Below are 13,325 nucleotides of genomic sequence, written 5' to 3' on the forward strand. Positions count from 1 at the left end.
CTGCCCATGAAGCGTCGCGCTGCAGTCATCGGCCTCGGGCACCAGGCGACCGAAGACCACCTGCCCGGCCTGCTCGGCTCCCACCGGGCCGAGCTCGTCGCCATCTGCGACAGCAATCCCAACATCCTGCGCGAACGGCAGGAATCGCTGAAGGTGCCCGCCTTCACCCGGACCTGCGACCTGCTGGACGCGGTGACCCCGGACTTCGTCATCGTCGCGGTCCCGCACCACGCCGGCCGGGCCGTGGTCGAGGAATGCGCCTTGCGGGGCGTGCACGTGATGAAGGAGAAGCCGTTCGCCACCACGCTGACCGAGGCCCGCGAGCTCGCCCAGGTCTGCCAGGCCGGGCAGGTGGAGCTGATGGTCACCCTCCAGCGCAGGTTCAACCCGATCTGCACCTCGGTCGTGCCGTTCCTCGACCAGATCGGCACCCCGTTCCTGCTGGACGCCCAGTACACCTTCCACACCGACGACCCCGGCGCCGGCTGGCGCGGGGACGTCCGGCAGGCCGGGGGCGGCTGCATCATCGACATGGGCTACCACCTCGTCGACCTGCTGCTGTGGTACTTCGGCCTCCCCAACCGGGTCATGGCCGACTTCTCCGCCACCGCCGTGCCCGGCGGCGGCTACGACGCCGAGGACACCGCAGTCATCCAACTCGGCTACGACACCGACCTGTACGGCTCGGTGCTGCTGTCGCGCTGGATGGCCCCGAAGACCGAGAAGCTGCACGTCGTTGGCACCCGCGGCTCGGTCCTACTGACCAAGGGCCACCTGCAACGGCTCGACCTGCACGGCACGGTCGTGGAGGAGCTGACCCGCCCTCATGCCCCAGCCTCGGCGGCGACCGCCCAGATCGACCACTTCTGCCGGGTCCTGGACGGCGAACGCCCTAACACCTCCGGCCCCGACCAGCACCTCGCGCACGCCGCATTCATCGCCTCCTGCTACGAGTCCAAGGCAGCGGGGCGCTACATCGACCCGAAGGAGATGCTGTGACCAGCCCCCTCGCCCTCCTCGGCGGCGAGCCCGCCGTCACCGCCAGCGGCCCCCACTTCAGCTGGCCGCCGATCGACGACACCACCCGCGGCAAGGTCGCCGCCCAGCTGGAGGAGTCGATCTCCATCCCCGGCCGGTCCGGCATCGTCGCCGAGTTGGAGGACGGCCTGCAGAACTACTTCGGCGTCCGGCACGCGGTCACCACCAGCTCCGGCACCGCCGCCCTGCACGCCACCTACTGGGCCGCGAGGATCAAGCCCGGCGACGAGGTCATTGTCCCGGCCTGGACCTTCCACGCCACCGCCTCCCCGCTGTTCCACCTCCGGGCGGTGCCCGTGCTGTGCGAGACCGGACCGGACGGCAACATCGACCCCAGCCGGATCGAGGAGCTGATCACCCCCCGCACCCGCGCGATCATGGTCACCCACCTGTGGGGCAAGCCCGCCGACATGACCGAGATCGTCGCCGTCGCCAACGCCCACGACCAGCTCGCCCGCCTCGACAGCTACCTCGCCGGACGCGCCGAGATCGCCCGCTACCTCACCGACCAGCTCGCCCGGATCCCCGGTCTGGAGGTCACCGAGATGCCCGACGGGGTGATCCCGTCCTGGTACGGGGTGACGCTCACCTACCGGCCCGACGAGCTCGGCGGCCTGCCGATCGAGAGGTTCCACAAGGCGCTGACCGCCGAGGGCGCCACCGAGTTCGACCGGCCCGGCTCCACCTGCCCCATGAATCAGCTCCCGCTGTACCAGCACCCCGCCTCGCTCTTCTCTGGCCACCCACACTCCCACCGCCGGTACCGGCCCGGGGACTTCCCCGTCGCCGAGCACGCCCACGCGCACACGATCAAGCTCCCGGTCTGGCATCGTGAGCAGGATCTCGAACTGGCCGAGCAGTACGTCCGCGCGGCCATCAAGATCAGCGACCACCACAAGGAGCTGCAGTGACCGTCACCTCCCCCGAGTTCGTGGCCGGCCTGGCGGCCGGCGCCGAAGCCGCCGGCATCACCGGCTTCGTCGCTGCCGCCGTGATCAACCACGGCGGCCGGGTCCTGCTCGCGCGACGAAACCCCGACGACTACATGGGCGGGATGTGGGAGATCCCCTCCGGAACGGTCGAGCCCGGGGAGACGATCCTGGAGGCCCTGTACCGGGAGACCGCCGAGGAGACCGGCCTGACCATCGACCAGGTCACGGCCTACGTCGGACACTTCGACTACCAGAACAGCCGCGGCGGGACGACCCGCCAGTTCAACTTCGCCGTCACCGTGGAGAAGACCGAACCGCTCGTCCTCACCGAACACGACGCCCACCAGTGGGCCCTGCCGACCGAGCTGCCCGAGGTCAGCGACGCGGTCCGCAACCTGCTCGCCCCCTGATCCAGAGTCACACCTCCGGGCTCTATGTGGCGTGGCCCGTTTCTCGAAGCACCGAGAGACGGGGCCGCAGCCGTTTTCGAGGCCGGCGGGGGCGGGCGCCGGAGTCATCAACGGGCATCCAAGCTGCTTCAGCGACGTAAGCGACGTAGCGTCATCGCTAGTCGCTCGTTTGTTTGTTGAGGGACGCCGTCTGGTCCTCAACAACATGATGCGACAGGAGATGGAACTGTCGGCGGTGCGTGTGACACCACACGACGACCGATCCCCGGGGGACGCCAACCCATTGTCCCGTCCCCACATACGTGTTCGCGGATTCCCGCCCGCCAGTGTCGACCGCCGCTCGTCGGCGTCCAGCTCGTTCGTCCTCGCCCGCTCGATTCCTCGCGGCCTGCGGGCGCTCCAACTGGACCCCTCCCGCACGACGGTCACCCCGAGCAGCTACCGGGAACCCCCTCGAGAAACACCCGGACCACCACACCCCGGGACATACCCACCTGCCCATTGACAGGCCCGACCCTCATGGGTGCGACGTAGCGCCCTGACTCGGTTTTGCCGGTCGGGGCGTTTTCGCTTTCCCGGGTGCGGGTGAGCCCGACGTGAGCCCGACGGTTCCGCCGACTACCGCGGCGTCCCAAGGGACGAGACCCTTCGAGTGAAGAACCGGAGCAAGGCCGCCTGATTGGCGGTTCGCTGGCTGCCGGCGAGTTTTCCAGACCATACGTTCAACTCCGGCGCTCACAGCGGCGGCGCTCGTGCACAGAGTTCGTCCGCACCCGCCACAGACCACAAAGCCAGGAGGAACAGTCATGCGCCTGACCCGCTGCGCTCTCGTTGCCGCAACGGTGGCGGCTTCCGTCTCAGCCTTCGGCCTGCCCCTCTTCTTCATGGACCGGATGTCCCACGGTTCCGATGCCGCGCGGGTCCGCATGGTCAGCGTCTCCGGCACCTCGTGGAGCAAGGCCGAATCGTCCTGGCCACTCTCCACGAATCCGGGCCCGCAGGATTCCCTGCGCCGCTGTCACAGCTACGGCGGCCCCTACTGCGGCTGGGTGGGAGCGTACTGGGGCGGCTGCGACAGGGAGTGGGGCCTGAGCTACGGGGTCAAGAACCCTGCCTGGATCTGCCCCCACGACCCCCGCCCGAGCTCCTCGGCCACGCCGGAGCCCACCGAGAGCAGTAGTTCCTCGGCCACGCCGGACCCTACCGAAAGCAGTAGTTCCTCCTGACCGGTTCCGCCGGGAGGACTACGTTCTCGTCTGGCCGGCCTCCCCGGGAGGCCGGCCGTTCGCTATTGGTACGGCGGGGCAGGCGGCGCATCAGGCTCCTGATGCGGTGTGACGTCAGGGGTCGAAGGTACTGCCGGTTCCTGTTCCGGCTGAGTGGCACGCTGCCGACGACGTCGGTGGAGCCAGGCCGTAGCCAGCACGCCGAGAAGCATCAGCGAGCTGCCGGCCGCGATTCCGATGCGCTTCGCGCTCAGACGACCAGCGCTCCTGCCGACAGCCTCCCCATCAGGCGGAAGAGGGAGGTCGGTACTTCCGGGGGTGAGAGCCTCCGGCGCAGGATGGCCGTTCTGATGCTGGTCCCCTTCCGGGGGCGACGGGGCGCCGGACTCCTGGGGCGACGGGGCGCCGGACGGGCCGCCCCCGTCGGCAGCTTCACCATCGTGCGGACGAGCATGGTCACCGCGGTCGCCGTCGTGGTGGTCGTCGTCCCAGCCGTCGATGCAGTGGGCGGCCGGGAAGGGGAAGACCCGCTCGTGGCGGTCGAAGGCCTTCACTTCGAAGACCGGGTGCTCCCTGAAGAATCCATGAATCTTGAACTCGTACTGGTTGCTGGTCTGGGTGGGATAGTTCACGTTCAGATACGTCGAAACAGTGAAGTTGTCCCATGGTGCTTCCGGTGGCGCGGACGAGGATGACGGGGACCCCTGGAGGACGAGAGCCTCCGGCCCGCGCCGGCTGTTGGTCAGAATCGCCCTGAAGTTTCGGTCGATGAGCACGACACGGCGGGGACTGAAGCAGTGGCGCCAGGGATTGTGGCGAAGGTAGCCCCCCTCCCCCTCCCCCTCCCCCTCCCCCTCCCCGCCCCCGTACCCGTCCCGGTACCCGCCCCCGCCCCGGTGTCCGTCCCCGTGCCCGTCCTCTTCCCGGGGCCACGGGGCGCCGGATGCGTGCCATGTGGATGTCTGCGCAGCGACGCCCGCAGACGGAGAGGCAAGGGCGACAGCCGCACCCGCCAGCGACGCTGCGACCCAGGGCCGAAGATTCATCCAATGACCTCCATCGGCGGCGGACGCAGGCAACCGCCTGCTGGGCGACACAGTCGAGTGTCAGAAGAAGTTAAGAGGAGTCGACTCATCACATCGTGAACATCCTCGGGGAGCCGCCCCCTTGTCACTCAGCCGCAGCAGTGGATCTTTCAATCCGTAGGTTCAGGGTTCGAGTCCCTGGTGGCCCACACGATGGGCCCGTGTCCGACCTGGGTGTTCTCCCTTCGGGGAGGGCGCCCCTTCGTCGTGTCCGGGGCAGCGGGGCACCCGGCAGAGTTGGGCGACGGTGACTCAACTATCTTGAGCACATGGGACCTTTGAAGCCTGATATGCCTCAGCTTGTCGTCGGACTCGTCTGTTTCTTTCTGATATTCGGGGTTCTCGGGGCGCTGCTGCTCCCGCGCATCGAGAAGACCCTGGCCGAGCGCCGGGATGCCACCGAGGGTGGTGTCGAGCGGGCTGAGGAGGCGCGGGCGGAGGCCCAGCGCGTGTACGAGGAGTTCCAGGCGGAACTCACCGCGGCCCGGCACGAGGCGGCGCTGATCCGGCAGACCGCCACCGAGGAGGGGGCGGCGCTGATCGCGCAGCTGCGGGTCGAGGGGCAGGAGCTGCGGGACCGGATGCTGGCGGAGGCCAAGGTCCAGCTGGAGGCCGACCGGGTGCTGGCCGAGGCCGAGCTGCGGGAGGACGTGGCCCGGCTGGCCGGCGAGCTCGCGGGCCGGGTCGTCGGCGAGCCGGTCGCCGGGCTGCCGCGCACGCGGGCGATCGCCGACGAGTTCTTCGCCGAGCACGACGCGAAGGCGGGCGCGCGGGCCTGAGGTCCCGCACCTGTCGTGCGTCCCCGTCAACGGATCGGGCCCTGGTCGGTGGCACAGCCGCCGACCAGGGCCCGATCCGTTCGCGGTCAGCTCTCGGCGGCGAGGGTGGGGGTGCGCTGGGCCGCGGCCGGGGCCGGGGTGGGGACCGGCGCCTTGGTGGCGCGGGAGAGGCGGACGGTGAGGGCGATCATGGCGAGGACGGCGGCGAGGGCGAGCCAGGTGGCGGCGGCCGCGGCGGTGGCGTGGGTGTGGTGGTCGAGGACGGCGAAGTAGGTGCCGCCGATGGTGGCGACGCCGGTGACGGCGGCGAACTGCTGGGTGGTGGAGAGGGTGCCGGAGGCGGTGCCGGCGCGCTCGGGCGTGATGCCGGCCATCGGGGCGCCGATCAGGGAGGGCAGCACGAGGCCGTTGCCGATGCCCATCAGGCCCATGGTGGCCAGCAGGACGGGGAGGGCGTGCCGTTCGCCGCCGGTCTCCAGGGCGAGTGCGGTCAGCAGGAGGCTCAGGGCGGTGATCACCCCGCCGGCGACCGGGACGCGCAGCCCGTACCGGGGGAGCAGGCGCTTGCCGGTCAGCGAGGAGGCCATGGCCAGGACGGCCATGGGGGTGAAGACCAGGCCGGAGCGCAGCGGGCTGTAGCCGAAGCCGGTCTGCACGGTGAGGCTGATGACGAAGACGAAGCCGGCGAAGAAGGCCATGAAGGCGGCGTTGACGGCCAGTCCGGTCCGGAAGACCCGGCCGCGGAACAGCTCCGGGTCGAGCAGCGGCTGCCCGCCGCGGGCGGCGAGGCGGCTCTCCCAGCGCAGGGCGGCCAGGAAGGCGGGGACGGCGGCGGCGAGCATCGCCCAGGCCCAGAGCGGCCAGCCGGCCTCCCGGCCGAGGACGAGCGGGACGAGCGCCAGGGCCAGCGAGCCGGAGACGGCGAGCACGCCGATGCCGTCCAGGGCGGGGCGGCGCCCGGTGGTGGTGCGCGGCAGGACGGCGGCGGCGACGGCGAGGACGATCAGGCCGACAGGCAGGTTGACCAGGAAGACGGCGCGCCAGCCGAGGCCGAAGAGGTCGCCGTCGAGCAGGACCCCGCCCAGCAACTGGCCGCAGACGCCGCTGAGTCCGCCGGTGACGCCGAACCAGGCCAGGGCGCGCGGTCGGCCCTCGGCGGGGACGACGGTGGTGATCAGGGCGAGCACCTGGGGCACCATGGCGGCGGCGGTGAGGCCCTGGAACATCCGGGCGAGCACCAGCTGGGCGGGGGACTGGGCCAGCCCGCAGAGCACGGAGGCCAGGGTGAAGGCGGCCATCCCGGACAGGAACATCCGCCGGTGGCCGAGGATGTCGCCGAGCCGCCCGCCGAGGACGAGCCCGGTGGCGTAGCTGAACACGTAGCCGGCGACGACCAGTTCCAGCGCGGCCTGGCCGGCGCCGAGGTCGGTGCGGATGGCTGGCAGGGCGACGTTCACGACGTTGCCGTCGAAGCCGTACATGAAGAAGGCCGCCAGGACGACGGGCAGGAGGGGTAGGCGGAGCGGGCGGGACGGACGGGGCGGGACGGACATCGGGTGCGGCCTCCGGTGAGGACAGTTATTGGTAAAAGTGCCAAAAACTTGGGCACGAAAAAGCGCCGAGGGTGCTGCCGGGCGGGAAGTTCAGGGGCGGCGCGGGTTCAGGGGCGCGGGTTCAGGGGCGCAGGTCGTCGACGACGGCGTCGATGGTCGCGTGCAGCGACTCGGGCTCGAAGCCGGCCTTGGCCTGCAGCAGCAGGCCGTGGAAGGCGGCCATCACCTGGCGGGCGAGCAGGCTCGGGGCGCGGTCCTGACGGATCTCGCCGCGGAGTCGGCCGGCCTCGATCGCCTCGGTCAGCCGGGCCTCCAGGGGGGCGAAGGCCTGACGGGCCAGGTCGGCCAACTCGGGCTCACGGAGGGCGAGTTCGGTGACGGTGTTGACCGCGAGGCAGCCGCGGTGGTCGGTCGCGGCCTGGTCCACCCCGGTGCGCAGCAGCTGTCGGATGCGTTCCAGTGGCGGCCGGTCGTCCGGCATGGAGCGGTCGCCGGCCGCGCCGCCCTCCCGGTAACGGCGCAGCGCCAGCTCGAACAGCTGCCGTTTGCCGCCGAAGGCGTTGTAGAGGCTGCCGCGCAGCATGCCGGTGCTCTCGGCCAGGTCGTCGGTCGAGGTCGCGGTGTACCCCTTGGTCCAGAAGGTGTTCATGGCCGCGTCGATCGCGGCCTCGGTGTCGAACTTCCTCGGGCGTGCCATGGTGAGGATCGTGACAGTTGTTGTCGGTCTTGTCAAAAACACCGTCGGAACCCGTGGCCCGCCCCCGCTCCCGGCCCCGCTGCGCATGCGTATGCGGGCGGCCGGGACGTGCGTAAACGGGGATTTCAGTATGTACCGGGCGTCCGCACGCGTGGTCGAATGACCGGGTAGTCGCTGGCGCCGGGGGCAGGCGGCCGGCCCTGGCGGGGTGCGGGAGATCCCCCCCGCGCACGGGCCGGAAATACCTCGTCCTGACAGAACCTGGCAGACCGAGGAAAAAGAGGTAACCGTGGCCGAGCATTTCCTTTCCGCCTATCTCACGCCGCCGGGGCCGGGTGCGGTCTTCTCGGTCCGGCACGACCAGAATGTCGCGCTGTGGCGCCGTGAAGGGGCCGACGTCGAACTGGTCCGGGTCTGGGAACTGGAGCGGGTCAGCGGGCAGAAGCACCATTTCTGGCCGCTCTACACCGAGGGCCGGGCCGAGGCCTTCCTGTCGGCGCTGCTGGCCGAGGAGGGGCTGACCCTCGACGATGTCACCGCCGCCTGGGGCACGCCGGGCCTGCCGAAGGCGCAGCCGGTGCCGAAGCCGGCCGGCGCGGAGGAGTTCCCGCTGCACAGCCTGGCGCACCTGTTCAGCGGGGTGCTGCGGGACGTTCCGCTGTTCCGCACCGGGCAGATCATCGGCCTGGGGATCGACGCGCTGCCCGACTATGCCCAGGAGAGCCGCCCCAACACCTACTGGTACGCCGGCTGCGTGGTGAAGCAGGGCCGGATCACCTTCGAGCCGGTGGAGTCGCCCGGCCCGCTGTACACCGCGGCCGAGACCGTGTTCGGGCTGGAGCCCGGCTCGCTGATGGCGCTCGCCTCGGCCTCGACCGCCGCGATCGAGTTCGACGCCGAGGCCGCGATCGCCGACGTCACCTTCTTCGGCGGCTCCGCGACCCAGCCCTGGAAGGCCGCGCACGACCTGGTGCGCTCGGTGGTGGACGCCGCCGAGCAGCAGCTCGCGGACGTGGAGCTGGACGGCACCCTCAGCCACGAGGACCACCTGCGCAGCGCGGTGATGAAGGTCGTCCAGCGCTGCTGCGAGGGCGTCGCGATCCGCAACGTGGAGCGGCTGCTGGAGGTCGGCGGCATCCGCGCCGAGGACACCCACCTCGCCACCACCGGCGGCTACGCGCTCAACTGCCCGACCAACACCCTGCTGATGGACCGCTTCGGCTTCAAGGGCCTGGCCACCCCGCCGTGTGCCAACGACTCCGGCCAGGGCATCGGCCTCGGCCTGCTCGGCCTGTACGGGGCCGGCGCGCTGGAGGAGGCCGAACTGCGGATCGTCTCGCCGTACTACGGCCGGGACGTCCTGGACGTCGAGGAGGCGCTGGCCGAGTTCGCGCCGTGGATCGTCTCGGTGGCGGACTTCGAGGACGAGCGCTTCGTCGCCGACGTCTCGGACGGCGTGATCGCCTGGGTGGACGGCCGGGCCGAGCTCGGGCCGCGCGCGCTGGGCCACCGCAGTCTGCTCGGCGACCCGCGCTCGCAGAAGGTCAAGGACCTGCTGAACGAGTACAAGCGGCGCCAGTGGTGGCGGCCGGTCGCGCCGATGGTGATGGCCGAGCACGCGGGCGAGTGGTTCGCCTCCGACCGTGAGTCGCCGTACATGCTGGAGGCGGTCCAGGTCCGGCCGGAGGTACGGGAGTTGGTGCCCGCGATCGTCCACCTGGACGGTTCGGCCCGGCACCAGACCGTCACCGCCCGGTCCAACCCGCCGCTGCACCGGGCGCTGAACGCCTTCCGGGTCGCGACCGGGGTGCCGATCCTGTGCAACACCTCGCTCAACGACAAGGCCGAGGCGGTCGTCGACCAGGCCGCGCAGGCGCTCAACTTCTGTGTCCGCAAGGGTGTTTCGGTGCTCTACCTGTGCGGGCGCCGGGTCGAGCTGCGGTCCGAGCCGGTGCCGGCCGTCGCGGCCCCGACCGAGCCGCGGCCGCGCGCCCTGGAGTACTTCGCCGGGCAGGAGGCGGACCGCGACGCGCTGTGGCAGGGCTGGCTGGACGCCGGCTACACCGTCGAGGGCATGTACCACCTGTCGCGCAGCCACCAGATGCGTGCCGAGCAGGAGCTCTCCACGCCGGAGCGGGTCAACATGCTGGCCGCGTACCGGGTGACGGTGGACCCGTCGTTCGCCGGGCTGGTCGACAACTTCCGCCGGACCCACGGGCCGGGTGGCTCCTTCGTCGACCCGTCCACGCTGACCGGGGCGTTCGGGGTGATCAACCCGCTGCGCAAGAGCCGGTAGGCGGGACCGGATCAGCGGGATCCGAGACGAAACGGGTCGGGGGGTAAGGCTTGTGAAGCCTTACCCCCCGACCCGTCGTCGCTGCTAAGTCGCCGGGCGTCGACACCACCGTCAGTAGCGCGGCTTCCGGGTCAGCGCCAGGCCGCCCAGCAGGAAGGCCACGCCCAGCACGCCGGCGACCACCGCGGAGGTGGTGTCGGCGGGCTTCTGGCTGGCGTCCATCACGGCGGTGACCAGGCCGGCGACGGCGCTGATGTAGCAGAAGATGGTGATGAAGATCTTCACCTTGGGGTGCATGAAGGTGTTCCTTTCCGGGAGGGGTGCTGGCGTCAGGCGGTTGCGGGGTCGGCCGCAGTCGCGGTCGCGGTTGCGGCTTCCTGCGGTCCGCGGCCCGCGGGTGCGGTCGCGGCGGCGGTGAGGCCGAGCAGCATCACCCAGGCGTCGGGGTCCGACCGGAAGCGGTTCCAGCGGTCCGCGGCGAGGGCGAGCTCGGCCAGGGAGAGGAGGCCCCGGGCCACCAGCGGCTCCAGCCGCTGCGGGCCCAACTGCGGGGCGAAGGCGTCGGTGGGGTGGTCGTCGTTGGTGGTGGCGAACGGGCGCAGCGCGACCTCCTCGAAGCCGGCCGCGCGCAGCAGCCGGGGGAGTCGGCGCCCGATCGAGCGGTCACCGCCGTCGGCGCGCTGGGCGGCGGCCATCTTGGCGTGCACGCCCGCGAGTTCGGGGTACGAGGGCTCGGCGGCGCCCCACAGCGCGGAGTCGACCTCGGTGCAGGCGACCCGGCCCCCGGGGCGCAGTACCCGGCGGACCTCGGCGAGCACCGCGACCGGGTCGGCGACGTGCTGGAGGACGTAGCGGAGCAGGACGAAGTCCACGCAGGCGTCCGGCAGCGGCAGGTCGGCGCCGTCGGCGACCAGCAGGGTCACGTCGGGGCCGGCCGCGTGGGCGAGCAGTTCGCCGTCGATGTCGGCGGCGATCAGGGTGGTGTCGGCGGGCAGCGCGGCGCGCAGCCGTCGGGTCACCGCGCCCGGCCCGGCGCCGAGCTCGAGCACGGTGCCGCCGCCCATGCCCAGCTCGCGCAGGAGGCGCAGCTCCTCGGGGAAGGAGAGCGCGGCCTGCGCCTCCAGCCGGTCGAGCTCGGCGGTCAGGCCGCCGCCGGTGGTGCGGGCGGGGTCGTAGGACCCGCCGACAGGACGTACGACTGTGCTCATCGAGGCCTCGCGATCATCGTCATGCCGTGCTTGGGGCGGAGGGTGACCAGGGCCTCGGGTTCGACCGCGAAGCCTTCGACCAGTTCCAGCCGGACCGACTGGAGCAGGGAGGCGAGCACCAGGACCGCCTCCAGCATCGCGAAGTGCTGCCCGACGCAGATCCGGTCGCCGCCGCCGAACGGCAGGTAGAGGTGGCTGGGGAGGTCGGCGCCGTCGAAGCGGTCCGGGCGGTACGCGTCCGGCCGGTCCCAGTAGTCGGGGTGGCGGTGCAGCACCCACTGGCTGACGCAGACCAGGGTGCCGGGCTCGACCTCGTACCCGCCGATGACGTCGGGGCCGGCGGCCCGGCGGGAGATCAGCCAGACCGGCGGGTAGAGCCGCATCGCCTCCTGGATCGCCCGCCGGCAGGCCGGGAGGTCCTGGAGGTCGGCGGCGGTCGGCGGGCGGCCGTCGAGCACGCGGTCGACCTCCTCGCGGACCTTGGCCAGTTCCTCGGGGTGGCGGTCGAGCAGGTAGAGCGTCCAGGTCAGGGACTTGGCGGTGGTCTCGTGGCCGGCCATCACGATGGTCAGCACCTGGTCGCGCAGATCCTCGTCGGAGACCAGGTGGTCGCCGGACATCATGGTGTCCAGCAGGTTGCCGCCGGCCCCGCCGCTGCCGCCCGCGCGCCGGGAGGCGATCAGGGTGCGGGTGACGGTGTCGAGGAAGACCCGGGCGCGGCCGAAGCCGGCGTACCGGCGGGCGGTGTCGGCCGGGTCGGGGTCCGGGTTCGGTACGTAGTGGCCGATGCAGCGGTTGACGGCGTCCACCGCGCGGCCGAAGCCCTCGCCGATGCCGTCGATGTCGGCGCCGAGGATGGCGTGGGTGAGGATGCCCAGGGTCAGTGCGGTGAGGTGCTGGTCCACCTCCAGTGGGGCGCCGGACTCGACGGACGGGCGCCAGCGCTCCAGCATCCCGGCGGTGGCGTCGGTGACGATCCGGTCGAAGGTGCGCACCGCGCTGGGGCGGAACGCGGGCGCGGTGAGGTGCCGTTGGCGGGCCCAGTCGGCGCCGTTGCTGGTCAGCAGCCCGTTGCCGAGGAGCGGGCGCAGCATGGCGTCGTCCGGGGTGCCCTCCTTGGTGTAGTTGGCGCCGTTGTCCTTCAGTACGTGCCTGGCGTACTCGGGGCGGTTGAGCAGGTAGACGGTGTCGCCGTCGGCCCGGTGACGGGTGACGTCTCCGTAGGTGCGGGCCAGGCCGGTGATGAAGTCGAGCGGCGACTCCCTCATCAGCGCCATGTCGACGTCGTCGGCAGGGCCTGGCGGGACGGTGTGCGTAGGCACGGTGCGGACCACCCCCGTGATTCCTCTCGGTAGCTCCCCGGGACTTCCGGAATACGTACGCGCCCGCCGAATGCGTACGTACGCATTTCCCGGTACGTATTCGGATGCGTATTCCGATACGTATTCTGATGCGTATTCATGGGCGCGTGACGGCTGAAATCTACCGCACCTGCCGCACGTGCTCAATACTTAGTCCGGGCACCGGAAGTGAGGTCTTGGCGGCCAATTGCGGCCGTGTCATTCTTCATTTGTCGGCGGCGCCGGGAAGCAAAGCGAAGCACCGCCGGCAAACCGGAAACCAGAGAAAAGGAAAAGTCACATGGCTTTGGACCAGAGGAAGCGGGCCGAGTTCGTCAACGGCTACACCCGCGCCCTGATCAGCGCCTGGTCGAGCGAGGAGTACGCGGCCCGCCTGCGTACCGACGCCCGCGCCGCCCTCGCCGAGGCCGGCCTGGAGCTCCCGGCCGACGCCGAGATCGTCATCGTCCAGACTGCCGCCGAGGGCGAGCAGGAGGGCAACCTCGAGGTGCAGGTCGAGCTGTTCGAGATCGGTCTGGCGACCGGCCGTTACGAGTTCCACATCCCGGAGACCCCGCAGATCGACACCGCCGAGCTGAGCGAGGGCGACCTGTCGGACATCGCGGCCGGTGGCAACTCCTGCTGCTGCCCCTGCTGCTGCTGCACCTGATCCAGCCGGGAAACCCGCTGCCGGGCAAGGCGCCCGGCCGGTCGACCTGAGTGTCAGGTCGACCTGAATACCCCACCAAGGAGCGATCCAC

12 protein-coding genes are annotated in these 13,325 nt (G+C 71.1%); 6 read left to right on the forward strand and 6 right to left on the reverse strand.

Annotation, left to right across the window (positions count from 1 at the left end; translation table 11 throughout):
- Positions 1-6 precede the first annotated feature (6 nt).
- The 3 genes from ACH4E7_RS31250 to ACH4E7_RS31260 are packed head-to-tail and all read left to right on the forward strand — an operon-like array spanning position 7 to position 2,380.
- Positions 7-999 (forward strand): Gfo/Idh/MocA family protein, encoded by a 993-nt coding sequence (locus tag ACH4E7_RS31250; protein ID WP_396252518.1) that lies wholly within the window; start codon positions 7-9, stop codon positions 997-999.
- Positions 996-1,949, forward strand: a complete 954-nt coding sequence (locus tag ACH4E7_RS31255; RefSeq protein WP_396252519.1) for a DegT/DnrJ/EryC1/StrS family aminotransferase — start codon at positions 996-998, stop codon at positions 1,947-1,949. Before ACH4E7_RS31250 ends, ACH4E7_RS31255 begins: the two co-directional genes overlap by 4 nt.
- Positions 1,946-2,380, forward strand: a complete 435-nt coding sequence (locus tag ACH4E7_RS31260; RefSeq protein WP_396252520.1) for an NUDIX domain-containing protein — start codon at positions 1,946-1,948, stop codon at positions 2,378-2,380. The genes ACH4E7_RS31255 and ACH4E7_RS31260 overlap by 4 nt, the downstream gene beginning before the upstream one ends.
- Positions 2,381-3,668: 1,288 nt before the next feature.
- Here the strand turns inward: ACH4E7_RS31260 and ACH4E7_RS31265 are convergent.
- A complete protein-coding gene (locus tag ACH4E7_RS31265) occupies positions 3,669-4,382 on the reverse strand; it encodes a hypothetical protein (RefSeq protein WP_396252521.1) in 714 nt (237 codons plus the stop codon).
- A 599-nt stretch (positions 4,383-4,981) separates the two neighbouring features.
- On the opposite strand from ACH4E7_RS31265, the gene ACH4E7_RS31270 reads away from it, so the two are divergent.
- Positions 4,982-5,470, forward strand: coding sequence for a hypothetical protein (locus ACH4E7_RS31270; RefSeq protein WP_396252522.1), 489 nt, complete (start codon positions 4,982-4,984; stop codon positions 5,468-5,470).
- Between the two features lie 86 nt (positions 5,471-5,556).
- On the opposite strand, the gene ACH4E7_RS31275 is transcribed toward ACH4E7_RS31270, so the two are convergent.
- Together ACH4E7_RS31275 and ACH4E7_RS31280 are read right to left on the reverse strand one after the other, a co-directional pair.
- Positions 5,557-7,023, reverse strand: coding sequence for an MFS transporter (locus tag ACH4E7_RS31275; protein ID WP_396252523.1), 1,467 nt, complete (start codon positions 7,021-7,023; stop codon positions 5,557-5,559).
- A 121-nt stretch (positions 7,024-7,144) separates the two neighbouring features.
- Positions 7,145-7,720: a TetR/AcrR family transcriptional regulator gene (locus ACH4E7_RS31280; RefSeq protein ID WP_396252524.1), complete on the reverse strand. Its 576-nt coding sequence runs from the start codon at positions 7,718-7,720 to the stop codon at positions 7,145-7,147.
- A 289-nt stretch (positions 7,721-8,009) separates the two neighbouring features.
- On the opposite strand from ACH4E7_RS31280, the gene ACH4E7_RS31285 reads away from it, so the two are divergent.
- Complete coding sequence (locus tag ACH4E7_RS31285) at positions 8,010-10,016, forward strand: carbamoyltransferase C-terminal domain-containing protein (RefSeq protein ID WP_396252525.1); 2,007 nt, start codon at positions 8,010-8,012, stop codon at positions 10,014-10,016.
- A gap of 111 nt (positions 10,017-10,127) precedes the next feature.
- On the opposite strand, the gene ACH4E7_RS31290 is transcribed toward ACH4E7_RS31285, so the two are convergent.
- The 3 genes from ACH4E7_RS31290 to ACH4E7_RS31300 are packed head-to-tail and all read right to left on the reverse strand — an operon-like array spanning position 10,128 to position 12,546.
- Positions 10,128-10,313, reverse strand: coding sequence for a hypothetical protein (locus ACH4E7_RS31290; RefSeq protein WP_030289436.1), 186 nt, complete (start codon positions 10,311-10,313; stop codon positions 10,128-10,130).
- Between the two features lie 32 nt (positions 10,314-10,345).
- Complete coding sequence (locus ACH4E7_RS31295) at positions 10,346-11,224, reverse strand: class I SAM-dependent methyltransferase (RefSeq protein ID WP_396252526.1); 879 nt, start codon at positions 11,222-11,224, stop codon at positions 10,346-10,348.
- Positions 11,221-12,546, reverse strand: a complete 1,326-nt coding sequence (locus ACH4E7_RS31300; RefSeq protein WP_396252527.1) for a cytochrome P450 — start codon at positions 12,544-12,546, stop codon at positions 11,221-11,223. Before ACH4E7_RS31300 ends, ACH4E7_RS31295 begins: the two co-directional genes overlap by 4 nt.
- A 319-nt stretch (positions 12,547-12,865) precedes the next feature.
- Between ACH4E7_RS31300 and ACH4E7_RS31305 the strand changes: the two genes are divergently transcribed.
- The gene (locus ACH4E7_RS31305; protein WP_360497842.1) at positions 12,866-13,234 is read left to right on the forward strand and encodes a hypothetical protein; all 369 of its coding nucleotides are present in this window, start codon (positions 12,866-12,868) and stop codon (positions 13,232-13,234) included.
- Positions 13,235-13,325 lie beyond the last annotated feature (91 nt).

It is taken from the genome of Kitasatospora sp. NPDC018058, assembly GCF_044327205.1.
Lineage (GTDB): Bacteria > Actinomycetota > Actinomycetes > Streptomycetales > Streptomycetaceae > Kitasatospora.

Excerpts from the sequence above, each read along its gene's own strand:
- ACH4E7_RS31250 (WP_396252518.1), top strand. The coding sequence starts at position 7 with ATGAAGCGTCGCGCTGCAGTCATCGGCCTCGGGCACCAGGCGACCGAA.
- ACH4E7_RS31270 (WP_396252522.1), top strand. The coding sequence starts at position 4,982 with ATGCCTCAGCTTGTCGTCGGACTCGTCTGTTTCTTTCTGATATTCGGG.
- ACH4E7_RS31275 (WP_396252523.1), bottom strand. The coding sequence starts at position 7,023 with ATGTCCGTCCCGCCCCGTCCGTCCCGCCCGCTCCGCCTACCCCTCCTG.
- ACH4E7_RS31280 (WP_396252524.1), bottom strand. The coding sequence starts at position 7,720 with ATGGCACGCCCGAGGAAGTTCGACACCGAGGCCGCGATCGACGCGGCC.
- ACH4E7_RS31290 (WP_030289436.1), bottom strand. The coding sequence starts at position 10,313 with ATGCACCCCAAGGTGAAGATCTTCATCACCATCTTCTGCTACATCAGC.
- ACH4E7_RS31295 (WP_396252526.1), bottom strand. The coding sequence starts at position 11,224 with ATGAGCACAGTCGTACGTCCTGTCGGCGGGTCCTACGACCCCGCCCGC.
- ACH4E7_RS31305 (WP_360497842.1), top strand. The coding sequence starts at position 12,866 with ATGGCTTTGGACCAGAGGAAGCGGGCCGAGTTCGTCAACGGCTACACC.